Annotated in this window: 12 protein-coding genes and 1 pseudogene; 11 read left to right on the top strand and 2 right to left on the bottom strand. The window is 70.2% G+C overall.

The features are described from left to right. Positions 1-29: 29 nt before the first annotated feature. The 3 genes and pseudogenes from uvrA to uvrC all read left to right on the top strand — a co-directional run. Positions 30-3,002, top strand: a pseudogene (gene uvrA / locus ACGFIO_RS19905) (excinuclease ABC subunit UvrA); the annotation flags it as partial. 551 nt (positions 3,003-3,553) lie between these two features. Continuing rightward, on the top strand, positions 3,554-4,084 hold the full coding sequence (locus ACGFIO_RS19900) for a Rieske (2Fe-2S) protein (RefSeq protein ID WP_392827737.1): 531 nt from the start codon (positions 3,554-3,556) through the stop codon (positions 4,082-4,084). 110 nt (positions 4,085-4,194) lie between these two features. Further along, positions 4,195-6,609, top strand: a complete 2,415-nt coding sequence (uvrC, locus tag ACGFIO_RS19895; RefSeq protein ID WP_392827736.1) for an excinuclease ABC subunit UvrC — start codon at positions 4,195-4,197, stop codon at positions 6,607-6,609. 41 nt (positions 6,610-6,650) lie between these two features. Here the strand turns inward: uvrC and ACGFIO_RS19890 are convergent, their stop codons facing one another. After that, positions 6,651-7,334: a response regulator gene (locus ACGFIO_RS19890; protein ID WP_392827735.1), complete on the bottom strand. Its 684-nt coding sequence runs from the start codon at positions 7,332-7,334 to the stop codon at positions 6,651-6,653. After that, positions 7,331-8,581: a sensor histidine kinase gene (locus ACGFIO_RS19885; RefSeq protein WP_392827734.1), complete on the bottom strand. Its 1,251-nt coding sequence runs from the start codon at positions 8,579-8,581 to the stop codon at positions 7,331-7,333. Before ACGFIO_RS19885 ends, ACGFIO_RS19890 begins: the two co-directional genes overlap by 4 nt. Positions 8,582-8,748: 167 nt before the next feature. Here ACGFIO_RS19885 and ACGFIO_RS19880 point away from each other — a divergent pair, with 167 nt between their 5' ends. The 8 genes from ACGFIO_RS19880 to ACGFIO_RS19845 all read left to right on the top strand — a co-directional run bounded on the left by ACGFIO_RS19880 (position 8,749) and on the right by ACGFIO_RS19845 (position 17,179). Beyond that, entirely contained in the window at positions 8,749-9,564 is an 816-nt protein-coding gene (locus ACGFIO_RS19880; protein ID WP_392827733.1) for an ATP-binding cassette domain-containing protein, read from the top strand. Next, a complete protein-coding gene (locus tag ACGFIO_RS19875) occupies positions 9,561-10,898 on the top strand; it encodes a hypothetical protein (protein WP_392827732.1) in 1,338 nt (445 codons plus the stop codon). Before ACGFIO_RS19880 ends, ACGFIO_RS19875 begins: the two co-directional genes overlap by 4 nt. Beyond that, complete coding sequence (locus ACGFIO_RS19870; protein WP_392827731.1) at positions 10,895-11,536, top strand: hypothetical protein; 642 nt, start codon at positions 10,895-10,897, stop codon at positions 11,534-11,536. The genes ACGFIO_RS19875 and ACGFIO_RS19870 overlap by 4 nt, the downstream gene beginning before the upstream one ends. Before the next feature lie 139 nt (positions 11,537-11,675). Then, on the top strand, positions 11,676-12,560 hold the full coding sequence (gene rapZ, locus ACGFIO_RS19865) for an RNase adapter RapZ (protein WP_392827820.1): 885 nt from the start codon (positions 11,676-11,678) through the stop codon (positions 12,558-12,560). Then, positions 12,557-13,531, top strand: coding sequence for a uridine diphosphate-N-acetylglucosamine-binding protein YvcK (gene yvcK, locus ACGFIO_RS19860; protein WP_392827730.1), 975 nt, complete (start codon positions 12,557-12,559; stop codon positions 13,529-13,531). Before rapZ ends, yvcK begins: the two co-directional genes overlap by 4 nt. A 59-nt stretch (positions 13,532-13,590) precedes the next feature. Then, positions 13,591-14,571 (top strand): DNA-binding protein WhiA, encoded by a 981-nt coding sequence (gene whiA, locus ACGFIO_RS19855; protein WP_392827729.1) that lies wholly within the window; start codon positions 13,591-13,593, stop codon positions 14,569-14,571. Positions 14,572-14,984: 413 nt separating this feature from the next. Continuing rightward, a complete protein-coding gene (gene gap / locus ACGFIO_RS19850; RefSeq protein WP_392827728.1) occupies positions 14,985-15,980 on the top strand; it encodes a type I glyceraldehyde-3-phosphate dehydrogenase in 996 nt (331 codons plus the stop codon). After that, a complete protein-coding gene (locus ACGFIO_RS19845; protein WP_392827819.1) occupies positions 15,977-17,179 on the top strand; it encodes a phosphoglycerate kinase in 1,203 nt (400 codons plus the stop codon). The genes gap and ACGFIO_RS19845 overlap by 4 nt, the downstream gene beginning before the upstream one ends. The last annotated feature ends 1 nt before the right edge of the window (position 17,180 follow it).

Raw genomic sequence — 17,180 nt, 5'->3', positions numbered from 1 at the left:
CTCATACACATGTACGGAGCGCCTGCCTGATGGCCGACCGACTGATCGTCCGCGGCGCGCGGGAGCACAACCTGCGCGACGTCAACCTCGACCTGCCCCGCGACGCGATGATCGTGTTCACCGGGCTGTCCGGTTCCGGCAAGTCGAGCCTCGCGTTCGACACCATCTTCGCCGAGGGCCAGAGGCGTTATGTCGAGTCACTGTCGTCGTACGCCCGGCAGTTCCTCGGGCAGATGGACAAGCCCGATGTCGACTTCATCGAGGGCCTGTCCCCGGCCGTCTCGATCGACCAGAAATCCACCTCGCGCAACCCCCGGTCGACCGTCGGCACGATCACCGAGGTGTACGACTACCTGCGGCTCCTCTTCGCGCGCACCGGCATCCCGCACTGCCCGGTGTGCGGCGAGCGGATCAGCAAGCAGACCCCGCAGCAGATCGTCGACCGGGTCCTCGCCATGGAGGAGGGCACCCGGTTCATGGTGCTCGCGCCGGTGGTCCGCGGCCGCAAGGGTGAATACGTCGACCTTTTCCAGGAGCTGCAGGCCAAGGGGTACGCGCGAGCGCGCGTCGACGGCGTGGTGCACCCGCTGACCGAGCCGCCGAAGCTCAAGAAGCAGGAAAAGCACACCATCGAGGTGGTGGTCGACCGGCTCAGCGTCAAGGCGGCCAGCAAGCAGCGGCTGACCGACTCGGTCGAGTCCGCCCTGGGCCTGGCCGGCGGCATCGTCCTACTCGACTTCGTCGACCTGCCCGAGGACGACCCGGCCCGCGAGCGGCGCTTCTCCGAGCACCTGGCCTGCCCCAACGACCACCCCCTGGCGATCGAGGACATCGAGCCCCGGGTCTTCTCCTTCAACGCCCCCTACGGCGCCTGCCCCGAGTGCACCGGCCTGGGCACCAAGAAAGAGGTCGACCCCGAGCTGATCATCCCGGACGAGGAGAAGAGCATCCGCGAGGGTGCCATCCAGCCGTGGTCCGGCGGCTCGACCCTGGAATACTTCCTGCGCCTGCTCGAGGCCCTCGGCAAGGCCGAGAAGTTCAGCGTCGACACCCCGTGGCGGCAGCTGCCGTCGAGGGTGCAAAAGACGATCCTGCACGGCTCGGAGGACCAGGTCCACGTCCGGTACCGCAACAAGTACGGCCGTGAGCGGTCCTACTACACCGGCTTCGAGGGCGTGATCCAGTGGATCGAGCGCCGGCACAACGACACCGAGAGCGACTGGTCGCGCGACAAGTACGAGGGCTACATGCGTGACGTGCCCTGCCCGACCTGCGGCGGCTCCCGGCTCAAGCCCGAGGTGCTGGCGGTGACCATCGCCGGCCGGAGCATCGCCGAGGTCTGCAACCTGTCCATCGGCGACTGCGCCGAGCTGCTGTCGACCATCGAGCTCGACGACCGGCAGAAGATGATCGCCGAGCGGGTGCTCAAGGAGATCAACGCGCGGCTGCGGTTCCTGGTCGACGTCGGCCTCGACTACCTGTCGCTCGACCGTGGCGCCGGCACCCTGTCCGGCGGTGAGGCGCAGCGCATCCGGCTCGCCACCCAGATCGGCTCCGGCCTGGTCGGCGTGCTCTACGTGCTCGACGAGCCATCGATCGGTCTGCACCAGCGCGACAACCACCGGCTGATCGAGACGCTGGTCCGGCTCAAGAACCTCGGCAACACGCTGATCGTGGTCGAACACGACGAGGACACCATCCGCACGGCCGACTGGATCGTCGACATCGGGCCCGGCGCCGGCGAGCACGGCGGCAAGATCGTGCACAGCGGCTCGGTGAAGGGCCTGCTGGCCAACAAGCAGTCGCCGACCGGCGCCTACCTGTCCGGCCGCAAGAGCATCCCGCTGCCCGGGCACCGGCGCCCGCAGGTGGCCGGGCGTGAGCTGGTCGTGCAGGGTGCCCGCGAGCACAACCTGCGCAACCTGTCCGTCGGCTTCCCGCTGGGCCAGTTCATCGCGGTCACCGGGGTCAGCGGCTCGGGCAAGTCGACGCTGGTCAACGACATCCTCTACACGGTCCTGGCCAACACCATCAACGGCGCCCGCATGGTCCCCGGCCGGCACACCCGGATCAGCGGCATGGAACACGTCGACAAGGTCGTCGGCGTCGACCAGTCTCCGATCGGGCGCACGCCCCGCTCCAACCCGGCCACCTACACCGGCGTCTTCGACAACATCCGCAAACTGTTCGCCGAGACTGTCGAGGCCAAGGTGCGCGGCTACGGGCCGGGCCGGTTCTCGTTCAACGTCAAGGGTGGCCGCTGCGAGAACTGCGCCGGCGACGGCACCATCAAGATCGAGATGAACTTCCTCCCGGATGTCTACGTCCCGTGCGAGGTGTGCAAGGGCGCCCGCTACAACCGCGAGACGCTCGAGGTGCACTACAAGGGCAAGACCATCTCCGAGGTGCTCGAGATGCCGATCGAGGAGGCCGCGACCTTCTTCGAGCCGATCACCTCGATCCACCGGCACCTCAAGACACTGGTCGACGTCGGCCTGGGCTACGTCCGCCTGGGCCAGCCCGCCCCCACCCTCTCCGGCGGCGAGGCGCAGCGCGTCAAGCTGGCCTCCGAGTTGCAGAAGCGGTCGACCGGCCGCACTGTCTACGTCCTCGACGAGCCGACCACCGGCCTGCACTTCGAAGACATCCGCAAGCTCCTCATGGTGCTCAACGGCCTGGTCGACAAGGGCAACACGGTCATCGTCATCGAGCACAACCTGGACGTCATCAAGACCGCGGACTGGCTGATCGACATGGGTCCCGAGGGCGGCAACAAGGGTGGCCTGGTGCTGGCCGCGGGCACCCCGGAGGAACTGGCCGAAGTGCCCGAGAGCCACACCGGCGCCTTCCTGCGTCCGGTGCTCGGCCTCTCCGGCGAGCCGGCCGGGGCCCCGAAGGCGATCGCCCGTGCCACCAAGGCCAACAGCAACCGCTCCACCACCTCGACGTCAGCCTCCGCGTCGGGCTCACGCTCGGCGTCGGGCTCGGCTTCGGCTCCGGCGAAGGCCGCGCCGGCCCGGGTGACCAAGTCGACCGTCGCGGCCAAGTCGTCGAACGCCGGGCGGGCCACCACGGCGAAGGCGACACCGGCCAAGGCTCCGGCAAAGAAGGCACCGCCCCGCTCCCGCGCCAAGACCTCGTCCTGACTGACCACCCCGCTTCACCCACGGGCCCGCGCCGATGTGCGTGGGCCCGTTCCTCATCCGCCCCACCGGTGGCCCCGGGGCAGTGTCCGAGCTCGTACCGTCGCTCCTGGCTACCACTGGGGGTTTGGTGGTGGGGCGGGACGGCGGGTGGTTACTTAAGGTGATTGGGTGACTTCTATGTGTGGTGAGCGGGGTGGGGGGTGTCGAACGGGGCGGATCGTTGGGGCCTAACCTGGGAAATCCCTGCAAATACTGACGCCGGATCGGGAAAATGGGGCAAATTGCCGAAGTGATGGCGAATAATTGCAGCTTCAAGTTATGAACCACTCGACGGGCTGGATCGTATTTAATGGCGACGCCGCGTGACCGTCGTACGCGGACAGACGGTACTGGGAGGGTTCCGACAGATGACTGACGTGCAGACGAAGCCCGAGGCTGAGACCACCTGCGCACACGGGCGCCCGGGCGCGCCCCGGCGGGCGGTCTTCGCGGGGGCCGGCGCCGTCGGTGCCGCCTGCCTGCTGGCGGCCTGCGGCACCAGTTCGGGTGGCCAGAGCGACCAGGGCTTCACCAACGATCCGATTCCCGCCGGCAGCAAGAGCCCGGGCAACGACTCGAGCGGCGACTCGCCCGGCGGCAACACCGGCGGTGCGGCCGCGGGTGTGCTGGCCGCGACCGCCGACGTGCCGCAGGGCGGCGGCATCATCAAGGGCAACTATGTGATCACGCAGCCCGAGTCGGGCACGTTCAAGGCGTTCAGCAAGGTGTGCACGCATCAGGGCTGCGACGTGAGCAAGGTCGACGGCGGTGTGATCTTCTGCCCGTGTCACAAGAGCGAGTTCTCGATCGCCGACGGCTCGCCGCAGAGTGGCCCGGCGCGCAAGCCGCTGCCGGAGACCAAGGTCAAGGTGGACGGCGACAACATCGTCGCAGCCTGAGCCGGACCACCGAGACCTGGTGAGAAACGGCCGGAGGCCCGACGCCGTGGCGGCGGCAACGGACCTCCGGTCGGGCCATTCTGTCAGGGGTCGGCACTACTGTGGGACCCGTGCCTGACCCGTCCAGCTATCGACCCGCCCCCGGGACCATTCCCGACGCCCCGGGGGTCTACCGCTTCCGTGATCCTCAGGGCCGGGTCATCTACGTCGGCAAGGCGAAAAGCCTGCGCAGCCGGCTGAACTCCTACTTCGCCGACACCTGGTCGCTGCACGCCCGTACGCAGCAGATGGTGACGACCGCGGGCTCTGTGGACTGGGTCACGGTCGGCAGTGAGGTCGAGGCGCTCCAGCTGGAATACACCTGGATCAAGGAGTTCGACCCGCGGTTCAACGTGAAATACCGGGACGACAAGTCGTACCCGTTCCTGGCCGTGACGTTGAACGAGGAATATCCGCGGCTGCAGGTGATGCGCGGCGCCAAGCGCAAGGGAGTCCGATACTTCGGTCCCTACTCGCATGCCTGGGCGATCCGCGAGACGCTCGATCTGCTGCTTCGTGTCTTTCCCGCTCGTACCTGCTCAGCCGGGGTTTTCAAAAGATCGGGGCAGATCGGCCGTCCGTGTCTGCTGGGCTACATCGGCAAATGCTCGGCGCCCTGTGTCGGCACGGTCAGCGCCGAGGAGCACCGGCAGATCGTCCTCGACTTCTGCGACTTCATGGGCGGCAAGACCGACACCTTCGTCAAGCGGCTCGAGCGTGACATGCTCGCCGCCTCGGAAGAGATGGAGTTCGAGCGGGCGGCCCGGCTGCGCGACGACATCGCGGCGCTGCGCCGGGCCATGGAGAAGCAGACCGTGGTGTTCGGCGACGGCACCGACGCCGACGTGGTCGCGTTCGCCGAGGATCCGCTCGAGGCGGCGGTCCAGGTCTTCCACGTCCGCGACGGCCGCGTGCGCGGCCAGCGCGGCTGGGTGGTGGAAAAGGTCGAGGACCTGACCACCGGCGACCTGGTCCATCACTTCTGCTCCCAGATGTACGGGGCCGAGCAGGGCGGCGACGTGCCACGGGAGATCCTGGTCCCGGAGCTGCCGTCCGACTCCGCTGCCCTCGACGACTGGCTGTCGGAGAAGCGCGGCGCCAAGGCGACTCTGCGGGTGCCGCAGCGCGGTGACAAGCGGTCGCTGATGGAGACCGTGGCCCGCAACGCCGGCGAGTCGCTGGCCCGGCACAAGCTGCGCCGCGCCGGCGACCTGACCACCCGCAGCAAGGCACTCGATGAGATCGCCGAGGCGCTCGGGATGGAGTCCGCCCCCCTGCGCATCGAGTGCTTCGACGTGTCGCAGATCCAGGGCACCGACGTCGTGGCCAGCATGGTCGTCTTCGAGGACGGCCTGCCCCGCAAGAGCGAGTACCGCCGGTTCGCGGTTCGCGGAAACCCCGACGGCAGCGGTACGGACGACCTGGCCGCGATGAGCGAGGTGATGCGCCGGCGGTTCGCCCGCTACAAGGCGCACCTGGAGGCGGACGCGCCCCGCGACACCCCCGAGTCCGAAGAGGACGAGGTTGCCGCCGAGGACTCCGGTCCGGCCGGGGTCTCGGTTGCGGGCTCCGGTTCGGCTGAGGGTTCTGGTCCGGCCGGGGTCTCGGTCGCGGCCGGGAGCTCCGCTACCGGCTCGGACGGCCTGGCCACCAATGACCTGCCCGGCATCGATCCGCTGACCGGGAAGCCGCGGCGGTTCGCCTACCCGCCCCAGCTGGTCGTCGTCGACGGCGGCCAGCCGCAGGTCAACGCCGTCGCCGCGGTGCTCTCCGACCTCGGCATCACCGACGTCGCACTGTGCGGGCTGGCCAAGCGCCTCGAGGAGGTGTGGCTGCCGGGCGACGACTTCCCGGTGATCCTGCCGCGGACGTCCGAGGCGCTCTACCTGCTCCAGCGGGTACGCGACGAGGCGCACCGGTTCGCGATCACCTTCCACCGGCAGCGGCGGTCCAAGCGGATGACGGCGTCCGCGCTGGACAGCATCCCCGGCTTGGGGGAGACCCGACGGAAGGCGTTGCTCCGCCATTTCGGGTCGCTCAAGCGGCTTGGCCAGGCCACCGTGGAGGAGGTGACCGAGGTCCAGGGCATCGGCAAGCGCACCGCCGAGGCCGTGCTCGCCGCCCTCAGCCCGGACACCGACGAAAAGCCGGCCCCCGACTACGCCGACGATCCGACCCCGGCCGGAGGAGCGGGCAAAACGAAGGCCGGCGCCAACCGGAGCCGCGTCACCCGCACCGCCCGCCGCACCGCAACCGAGAAAAGTACGGACGCGACCTGGCGCGCCGACGATCAGAACAAGAACGCCCACCCCGACCGCGATGACCAGGCCGCCACCGACGGCTCGGACGGCGGCGTCGGCGTCGCCGCCCTGCGGAGTCCTGGCATGGGCAGCGCGGTCGACGGTCGCGGTTCTGGCGGTGGTGGTGTCTGGCCCGAGGCAGCGGGGAATGCTGACGGTGGCGGCTCGGGCGACGACCGGCCGTAGGCGGCCGCGGCCGACCTGTGGCGGTTGCGTCGGTCGTCCCGTCATCGATCGGCCGGAAGTTCGGCGGCGCCGATACCGGTGCGCCACGCCCAAGCAGCGATCTCGACGCGGTTGCGGGCGGACAGCTTGCGCTGAATGTTGGCCAGATGGGTCTTGACCGTGGCGAGCGTGACGAACAGGGTCTTGGCGATCTCGTCGTTGGTCTGTCCATGAGCGACGAGCCGGACGATGTCGAGCTCTCGTTCGGTGAGCGGTTCGGTCGGCGGCGGTTCCGGCTCGGCCGGATCGGCGGTGCGGTGCGGTGCGAGGTGGGCGAGCAGACGAACGGTCACCGCGGGCGAGATGAGCGTGTTGCCGGCGGCTGCGGCGCGAACCGCCTCGACGAGCAGCGCGGGAGACGCGTCCTTCAGCAGAAAGCCGCAGGCGCCGTTGCGGAGCGCCCGATGGACGTACTCGTCCAGGTCGAAGGTCGTCACGATCAGAACATTGAGCGGATCGCGAACGGCCTGCCCGGCCAGCAACCGGGTGGCCTCCAGCCCGTCGACCCGGGGCATCCGGATGTCCAGCAGGCAGACGTCGGGCCGCAGGCGGCGGGCTTCACTCACGGCGGTCTCACCATCCGCCACTCCGGCCACCACCTCGATGTCCGGCTGCGCGTCGAGGATCATGCGGAACGCGTTCCGCACCATCTGCTGGTCATCCGCCAGTAGGACCCGAATGGTCATGTCGACGACGCTCCCAGCCGTACCGGCGACTCGCTCACGAGCGGCACCAGAGCGGTGACCTGCCAGCCGCGGCCGACTGCAGTCTCGGACGTGCCACCGGCCGGCTGAACAGAGGCCGGGTCGGCGGTAGTCGGTGCGTCGGAGGGAGGGACCGGACCCGCGGAAAGGGAACCGCCGAGGGCCTGCACGCGTTCGGCCAGGCCGGTAAGGCCGAAGCCGCCGGCGGGGAACGTGCTCGGCGCCGGCTCGCCGTCGTTGCGCACCGACACCTCGGACAGGTCAGGCCGATCCTCTGCCGGGCGGATCCGAATGTCGATGCGGCTTACACCCGTCGTGTGGCGCAGCACATTGGTCAGAGCCTCGAGGACGGTGTGGTGGATCGCGTCGAGACTGTCGGCGGGCAGCGGCCGTCCAGCCAACGCCTCGTCGATGTGCACAGTAGGTGCCGGGCCCGTGCGCGGGAACTGCTCGACCACCGCGGCCAACAGATCATCGAGGGTACGGTGCCGAAGCACAGCCGGGCCGGTGTCATCACGCAGGGAGCCGACGAGCGTACGCATCGAAGTCAGCGCCTGAACCCCGGAGCGTTCGATGCCGGCCAGCATCGCGTCCATGTCCGCCGGGCTCGGGCGCGCATCGGTTCCCCCGACGTACCGGATGGCCTTGGTCTGGGCCACGATCGCGGTGACGTGATGAGCGACGAAGTCGTGCAGGTCTCGGGCCTGGGCCAGGCGTTCGGCCTGCCGCACCAACCGGTCGGCGTCGGCCCGGCGGCGTTCCAGTGCACTCAGATACAGGCCGAGTAGCGAGATCAACAGGATCCAGCAGAGGATGAAGGTGGCCAGGTCGGGACGGGTCAAGCCGGCGTCCTGTGCGATCGCGCGGTCGTCGCGCGGATGCCCCAGCAGGCGGACCGGCGAGGCGACCAACGCGACGGCGACCGTGGCGGCGGAAAGCGCCGCCCGCCGAAGCGGACCACGCACGATCATGCGGACGAGCGCGGCGGACAGCAGAAGGAACTCGCCGACCCCGGTGGTGACCTCGGGCCGCAGCGCGGGGACCGACGCGAATGCCGCCGACACCAGCAGTGACACACCCGCGGCGGTCGCCACGGCGATCGGCCGGGCATCGGTGCCCACCACGGCATACAGCGCCAGTAGGCCGGCCGCGGCCAGGCCGGCCTTTGCGAGCATGGTGGGGCCCGCCATCGCCTCGAGGATGACAAGAACGGCCGCCGCGGCGGCCACGATGCTCCGCGGCCGCCGGGTGCCTTGCCAAAGGTTCGTCACGCCGGGCAACGCTACGGGCGTACTCCATGGTCGTCCTCATTCTTTTGGCTGAGCCGACGCCGCCGGACTCATCAGCACGGTTGATTCGCCCGCCACGCCGCCGGAAGCAGGATCGGCGTCAACGAATGGAGGGCACCTTGAAGACAGCAGACAATCCTGCGGTGACCGCGGCCGCCTTGCGGCTGCGTACCGGCGGACACCTTGCGGTACGCGGCATCGACCTGCACCTGGGCGCCGGAGTGCACGGCCTGCTCGGCCCCAACGGCGCCGGAAAGACGACCCTGATCCGCGCGCTCGCCACCGTGCTGCGCCCGGCCGGCGGCACCCTCACTCTGCTCGGTCACTCCACCGGCACAGGGCGCGCGAGCGCGTGGCCGGCGGCCCGACAACTGCGGACGGTGCGGGCCGCCCTCGGCTATCTACCTCAGGACTTCGGTTACTACCCGCGGTTCACGGTGGACGAGTTCGTCGAATACATGGCCTGGCTGAAGGGCGTCCCTCGGGCCGGGCGGCGGCGGGCCGTGCGCTCCGCGATCGAGCGGGTCGGCCTGGCCGAGCGGGCGAGGTCGCGGATGAAGGCGCTGTCCGGCGGCATGCTGCGCCGGGCCGGCATCGCGCAGGCCATCGTCAATGAACCCGACCTGCTGCTGCTAGACGAGCCGACCGTGGGCCTCGACCCACAGCAGCGTCTCGACTTCCGGGCTCTGCTGCGGGAGTTGGGGGAGCGGTCCTGTGTGGTCGTCTCCACCCACCTCGTCGAGGATGTGGCGGCGGCCTGCTCCAACGTGCTCGTCATCGACGCGGGCACGAGCGTCTTCCAGGGAACGCCCGCCGCCGTCGCCGCGGCCGGTCGTCCCGATGACCCGGGGGACAGCCCGATGGAGCGCGGCTTCTCCGCATTGGTCGCGCGGCACCGCGGCGATGCGGTGACGGTCCGATGAGCGGGAGCATCGCGAGCATCGAGCTTCGTCGGGGCGGGGCGCTGGCCACCGGTCTGCTCATCGCCGTGCCGGGGTTGGCGGGGCTGGTCCTCGTCACGTCCGTCGGCGACGGGGCACCGGTGTGGGCCGGCCAGTGGGTGCAACTGGCGACGTTCGGACGGACCATGCTGTTGGTCCTGGGCCCGCTCGCCGTCACGGCCGGTGCATGGCAGGGCCGCCGGGAGCGGCGCTTCCGGATGGACGAGCTCCTGCAGACGACGTCGGTCTCGGGCTGGCGCCGTCAGCTGCCGCTCGCCCTGACCACGGCCCTCTGCCTGGCTCTTGGCGACCTGTTGATCCTGGTCGCCGGGGCGCCGGGCATGGCGAGCGACATCGGGTGGTCGGCAAAGGCGGGGCTGGCGGTGGCCGCCACCGGTGCGACGGCCGTCGTCGCCGCAGGCTGGCTCGGCTTCGGGATCGGCCGGGTCTGCCCGTTCGTCTTCACCCCGGCGGTGGCCGGAGTGGGCAGCGCTCTGGGGCTCAGCACCGCCTTCGAGGCGGCGAAATCAGGCGACGACAATCTCTTCCTTCCGGTCTTCGCCGGTCAGTTCACCGAGTACGACACCGTCGCCTCCCCGGTCAGCATCGGCCAGGCGGTCTGGTTCGGTGGGCTCGCGTGCGGTGGGCTGATACTCGCCCTCGCCACCGGCCGGCTCACCCGGCCGCTGGCGCTGATCCCGCCCCTGCTCGGCCTGGCGGTTGCGGCGCCGATGCTGGTCGTTCCCGCCGCGGTGGCCGACCCACGTGCTCTCACCGAGGTGTGCACCCACGACGGCGGACCACGGGTCTGCGTGATCCGCATCCACGCCGGCGACTTGTCCGGTCTGGTCGGGCCGGCCCGGCAGGCGCTGCGGCGGCTCGCCACCCTGCCAGACTCGCCCACCTCGGTGCATGAGGTGACCGCTGATCGGGGCTATCCCCAACCCGCCTCGCAGGTGTGGTTCGACAGCGACAATCACCAAGCTTCCGGAGGCTGGGGTACGCGAACACCCGACGAGTTGACCGTCCGGATCCTGCTCGGCGGCGGAACCCGGCAGTGCGCCCGATCCCAGGAGGACGGCACCTATCTGGCCGTGCGCCGGGCCCGCGTCGTCGTCGCCGCGTGGCTGTATGGCACCTATCCGGCCCCTGGGCTCGTCGCTGCGGTACCCGCCGAGGAGAAGGCACGCACCACGGCATGGCAGCAGCTGAGCGAACTTCCCGCGAACGAGCAGGAGCGACGCGTCGCGGCCGTGCGGGCGGCCGGTCTCACCTGTGGGGACCAAGCCGCGGCGGCCGCCGGGAGCAGCCGATGAGAGCGTTGGCGCTGTACCTGCGGTCGCGCGGTGTCCCGGCCGCGCTCGTTGTCATCCTTCCCGGGACGCTTGGCATCACCTGGGCCGGCACCGGCCACGCCGACCCGCGGCGGGCCGTGGCGGCGGTGGTTCTGGCCGTCGGGCTGGGCGTGGCGGTCCTGGGCCACGGGCTGGGCGGCCACGACGGCGCCCTGGACCGGACCGCCGCGATCCGATGGGTGCCGCGGCGGCTCGGACACGTTGTCGCGATGGTGGTGGCTGTATCGGGGCTGGTGTCCGTCCTGACAACCATCCTCTTCGCCGTGGCCGGCCACGATTCGGCCGCCGCGGCGGGCACGGCCGGGCACGATGCGCCCGTCCCCATCGGTGTCGTGTGGCGGGATGCTGCGGCGTTCGCCGGTGTGGCCGCGGTTGCCGCGGCGCTGTTCGGGCGGCAGTTCGCCTGGGCCGCGCCGCTCGCCGTCGCCGCTGTCTCCGCGGTGATGCCGGCGATGCCCGAACCGGTCCTGATCCGGGTGCTCACCTGGGCGGGGCAACCGGACGGTAGCGCCACCGCAGCCGCCGTGGCGGGGGTCCTCGCTGTGGTGGGGCTCGGTACCTACGTGATGCTCGGCGCTCGGCCCGCCGGCCGGACCTGAGGGGTGAACACTGGGTGGCGGCGGCTGATCCATCGGGTGGTGGATCGGGCGTCCCTGGGATGTGGACAGCGCGGTCGGCCTAGGATGCAGTGTCGCCCGCCGGGGGCGGGATGGGACGAGGGAGGCGTTGGTGGCGGATATGGCGGACGAGACGCTGACCGAGGAGGAGACCGACCTGGTGGTTGTCACCGGGCTCTCCGGCGGCGGCCGCAGCACGGTGGCGCGGGCGCTGGAGAACGTCGGCTACTACGTCGTCGACAATCTGCCGCAGGCGCTGATGCTCGACATGGCTCAGCTGGCGTTCAAGGCGGGCGGCGCCGCCCGGCGGACGGCGATGGTGCTCGACGTGCGCAGCCGGGCCTTCTCCACCGACCTGGCCGGCGCGGTCCGGGCTCTCGAGGAGCGGGGCTTCTCGCCGCGGGTGGTGTTCGTGGACGCCGACGACGAGGTGCTGATCCGGCGGTTCGAGTCGGTGCGCCGGTCGCATCCGCTGCAGGGTGACGGGCGGCTGGCCGACGGCATCGCCGCCGAGCGAAAGCTGCTCGAGGAGGCCCGCGAACAGGCCGATGTGATCATCGACACCAGCCACCTCAACGTGAACCAGCTGCGTCGCCGGGTTGAGGAGCTGTTCGGCGGGGAAGATGCCCGCAAGCTGCGGATCACCGTGCTGTCGTTCGGCTTCAAGTACGGTCTGCCGCCGGACGCCGACTACGTGATGGACGCGCGGTTCCTGCCCAACCCGTTCTGGGTACCTGAGCTACGCGACCACACCGGACTCGAGGAAGGGGTCAGCGGGTACGTGCTGGGCCAGGAGGGTGCCGAGGACTTCGTGTCCACGTACGCCTCGCTCATCGCGACCACCGCCCCGGGGTTCGAGCGTGAGGGCAAGCGTTACCTGACCGTGGCCATCGGCTGCACCGGTGGCAAGCATCGCAGCGTCGCGATCGCCGAGGAGTTGACCAGCAAGTTGCGAGACATCAGACTCTCCGCCCACGCCTCGCACCGCGATCTGGGGCGCGAGTGACGGGAAAGCGGGCGCGGGTCGTCGCTTTCGGTGGTGGGCACGGACTGAGCGCCTCGCTGCGCGCGTTACGGCTGTCCCGGCTCGACCTGGACATCACCGCCGTAGTCACGGTGGCCGACGACGGCGGCTCCAGCGGGCGGCTCCGCGCCGAACGGGACGCGCAACTGCCGCCCGGTGACCTGCGGCAGGCGCTCGCCGCCCTGGCCGACGACGACGCCACCGCCCAGCGCACCGCCCAGCTGCTGCAACACCGGTTCGCCGCGGTCGGCGACGGTGAACCCGACCCGCTCAGCGGCCACGCCGTCGGCAACCTGCTGCTGCTCGGCCTGATGGAACTGCTCGGCGACCCGGTGGTGGCCCTGCAGCACGCCGAGCGGATGGTCGGCGCGCACGGCCGGGTCCTGCCGATGGCGTCGCACGCGGTCGGCATCGAGGCCGACGTGCGCGGCGGGGATCCGGAACGGCCGAAAGAGACGGTCACCGTCCGCGGTCAGCACCAGGTGGCGATCACCACCGGTCACGTCGAGGCGGTACGCCTGGTGCCCGCGTCCCCGCCGGCCTGCCCGGACGCGCTGGCCGCGATCGCCCAGGCGGACTGGCTGATCTTCGGCCCGGGCAGCTGGTACACGAGTGTCCTTCCGCACCTGCTGGTGCCCGAGCTGGCCGAGGCGATCGTCGCCAGCCCGGCCCGCCGGCTGGTCACGCTCAACCTGGCGGCGGACAACGAGACGTTCGGCATGTCGGTCGCCGATCACCTGCGGGCCCTGCACTGGTACCTTCCCTCGCTGCGAACCGACGTGGTTCTGGCCGACGCGAAATGGGTGGGCGAGCCCGAACCGGTGCATCATGCCGCCGAGGCGCTCGGTGCCAGGCTGGTTCTGGCACCACTGGCCGTTGCGGACGGCAGCGCCAGGCATGATCCTGAGTCGTTGGGTGTTGCACTGGTGCCTGTCCTGGGTGCCGCTCGTTAAGCAGCAGGCACAACACGGCACACACTGTTGAAGATCCGGCACACGAGGTGACGAAGACGATGGCGATGACAGCGGCGGTCAAGGACGAGCTGAGCCGGGTCGACGTACCCAAGCCTTGCTGTCGCCGGGCCGAGATGGCGGCGCTGCTGCGCTTCGCCGGCGGCCTGCACATCGTCTCCGGCCGGGTCGTGGTCGAGGCCGAGCTGGACACCGGCGCGGTCGCGCGACGGCTCCGCCGAGAGATCGCCGACGTGTACGGCTACCAGTCCGAGGTGCACGTGCTCGCCTCCGGCGGCCTGCGCAAGGGCAGCCACTACATCGTCCGGATCGTCAAGGACGGCGAGGCCCTGGCCCGCCAGACCGGCCTGCTCGACGTCCGCGGCCGCCCGGTCCGTGGCCTGCCGCCGCACGTCGTCTCGGCCAACGTGTGCTGCGCGGTCGCGGCCTGGCGGGGCGCCTTCATGGCCCACGGCTCGCTCACCGAGCCGGGCCGGTCGTCCGCCCTGGAGATCACCTGCCCGGGCCCGGAAGCGGCTCTCGCCCTGCGTGGCGCCGCCCGCCGCCTCGGCATCACCGCCAAGGAGCGCGAGGTACGCGGCGTCGACCGCGTGGTGATCAAGGACGGTGACGCGATCGCCGCGCTGCTCACCCGGATCGGCGCGCACGGCTCGGTGCTGGCCTGGGAGGAGCGCCGGGTACGCCGTGAGGTCCGCGCCACGGCCAACCGCCTGGCCAACTTCGACGACGCCAACCTGCGCCGCTCGGCCCGAGCCGCCGTGGCCGCCGCCGCACGGGTGACGCGCGCGCTGGAGATCCTCTCGGAAGAGGCGCCGAATCATCTGACCAGCGCCGGCCGCCTGCGCCTGGAACACCGCCAGGCGTCCCTGGAGGAGCTGGGCGCCCTGGCCGACCCGCCGCTGACCAAGGACGCCATCGCCGGCCGCATCCGCCGCCTCCTGGCCCTGGCCGACAAGCGTGCCCGCGACCTGGGCATCCCGGACACCGAAGCGGCCGTGACGCCCGAGATGATGGCCTGCTGAGCTTGCTGGTCGTCGCCCTGACCGCCGCCGGGCTGGTCCACGACACCGGCGACGCTTAGCTCCTCCGAAATGCCGGCTTGGTCGCGGCCGTATGGGGCGTGAGGGATGGGCTGAGGGGGCGCCCACGTCCGGGTTGCGGCGAACCAGCCGCAGCGCAGCACGGAGCTTGCGTGGCAGCCACGCCGTGGTCGATAACGAGCACCTACTGTGCGCGTACCCCTAATAGGTTTTAAGTAACGATCAGGTCGCGCCCCGGCAGCAAGCTGGAGCGGCACCTCGGATAGGGTGCGGGTTGACGGCGACGGAGCCGCTTCATGATTGGCCCGACCGCGCTGCATGGATGCGGCTGCGACGGCCTCACCCAGACTCGCCGGCCCAGAAAAGAACAGGTCGGCCTAGCACGAGGAGACCCTGTGACCATCCGGGTTGGCATCAACGGCTTCGGCCGTATCGGTCGGAACTTCTTCCGGGCCGTGCAGGCGTCCGGCGCGGACATCGAGATTGTCGGCGTGAACGACCTGACCGACAACGCGACCTTGGCGCACCTGCTCAAGTACGACTCGATCCTGGGCCGCCTCCCGCAGGAGGTCAAGGCGACCGCGGACGAGATCACCGTGGGTGGCAAGACGTTCAAGGCGTTCGCCGACCGTGACCCGGCCAACCTCAAGTGGGGCGACCTGGGCGCGGACGTGGTCATCGAGTCGACCGGCTTCTTCACCGACGCCACCAAGGCCAAGGTGCACGCCGACAACGGCGCCAAGAAGGTCATCATCTCGGCTCCGGCCAAGAACGAGGACATCACGGTCGTCATCGGCGTCAACGACAACCTGTACGACCCGGCCAAGCACACCGTGATCTCGAACGCCTCCTGCACCACCAACTGCCTGGCGCCGATGGCCAAGGTGCTGAACGACACGATCGGCATCGAGCGCGGCCTGATGACCACGATCCACGCCTACACCCAGGACCAGAACCTGCAGGACGGCCCGCACAAGGACCTGCGTCGCGCCCGCGCCGCCGCCCTCAACGTGGTGCCGACCTCGACCGGTGCGGCCAAGGCCGTCAGCCTGGTGCTGCCCGAGCTCAAGGGCAAGCTCGACGGCTTCGCGATGCGCGTGCCGATCCCGACCGGCTCGGCCACCGACCTGACCTTCCAGGCCAAGAAGGAGACCTCGGTCGACGAGGTCAACGCCGCCATCAAGGCCGCCTCCGAGGGTGCGCTCAAGGGCATCCTGACCTACACCGAGGACGACATCGTCTCCTCGGACATCGTCACCGACCCGGCCTCCTGCATCTTCGACGCCGGCCTGACCAAGGTCATCGGCAACCAGGTCAAGGTCGTCGGCTGGTACGACAACGAGTGGGGCTACTCGAACCGCCTGGTCGACCTGGTGAAGCTGGTCGGCTGACCTTGAAGACTCTCGACGACCTGCTCGGCGAGGGTGTCTCGGGTCGGCGTGTGCTCGTGCGCGCCGACCTGAACGTCCCGTTCGACAAGAAAGAGGCCGGTGTCATCACCGACGACGGCCGTATCCGCGCGGTACTGCCGACCATCGTCGCTCTGCGTGACGCCGGCGCTCGCGTGATCGTCTTCTCGCACCTGGGCCGTCCGAAGGGCGCGCCGGACCCCAAGTTCTCGCTCGCCCCGGTGGCGACCCGGATGGGCGAGTTGCTCGGCAGCCCGGTGGTCTTCGCCGAGGACACCGTCGGCGAGTCCGCCGGGGCCGCTGCCGTCGCCCTGCGGGACGGCCAGGTGCTCCTCCTCGAGAACCTCCGTTTCAACGAGGGGGAGACCAGCAAGGACGCCGGGACGCGGATCTCCTTCGCGGGCCAGCTGGCGGTGCTCGGTGACGCCTACGTCGATGACGCGTTCGGGGCGGTTCACCGCAAGCACGCCTCCGTGTACGACGTGCCGGCGCTCCTGCCGCACTACGCCGGTGGCCTGGTCCTGCGTGAGCTCGAGGTGCTGAAGAAGGTCACCGAGAGCCCGGAGCAACCGTACGTGGTGGTGCTCGGTGGTTCGAAGGTGTCCGACAAGCTGGCCGTGATCCAGGCGCTGCTGCCCAAGGTGGACAAGCTGCTCGTGGGCGGCGGCATGTGCTTCACGTTCCTCAAGGCCCAGGGCCACGAGGTCGGCAAGTCGCTGCTCGAGGCCGAGATGATCGACACCTGCCGTGATCTGCTGGCTCAGGCCGACGGCCGCATCGTGCTTCCCACTGATGTCGTCGCCGCCACGGAATTCAGCGCCGACGCGTCGTACGACGTGGTCGACATTTCCGAGATTCCCGCCGATCGCCTGGGTCTCGACATCGGTCCGGCGTCGGTGGCCGCGTTCGCCGCGGCGATCGGTGGCGCGAAGACGGTGTTCTGGAACGGGCCGATGGGTGTGTTCGAGCTGGCGCCGTTCGCGGCCGGCACCCGGGGCGTGGCCGAGGCGATCACCAAGATCGACGGCTTCTCGGTGGTCGGTGGCGGCGACTCGGCCGCGGCCGTCCGCACCCTCGGCATCGACGAGTCCGGCTTCGGGCACATCTCGACCGGCGGCGGCGCGTCGCTGGAGTACCTCGAGGGCAAGACCCTCCCCGGCGTCGCCGCTCTGGAGAACTGAA

This window comes from Actinoplanes sp. NPDC049265, from assembly GCF_043197135.1.
GTDB lineage: Bacteria > Actinomycetota > Actinomycetes > Mycobacteriales > Micromonosporaceae > Actinoplanes.
The sequence above is the reverse complement of the archived record's forward strand: the minus strand, read 5'-3'. Positions and strand labels throughout refer to the sequence as shown.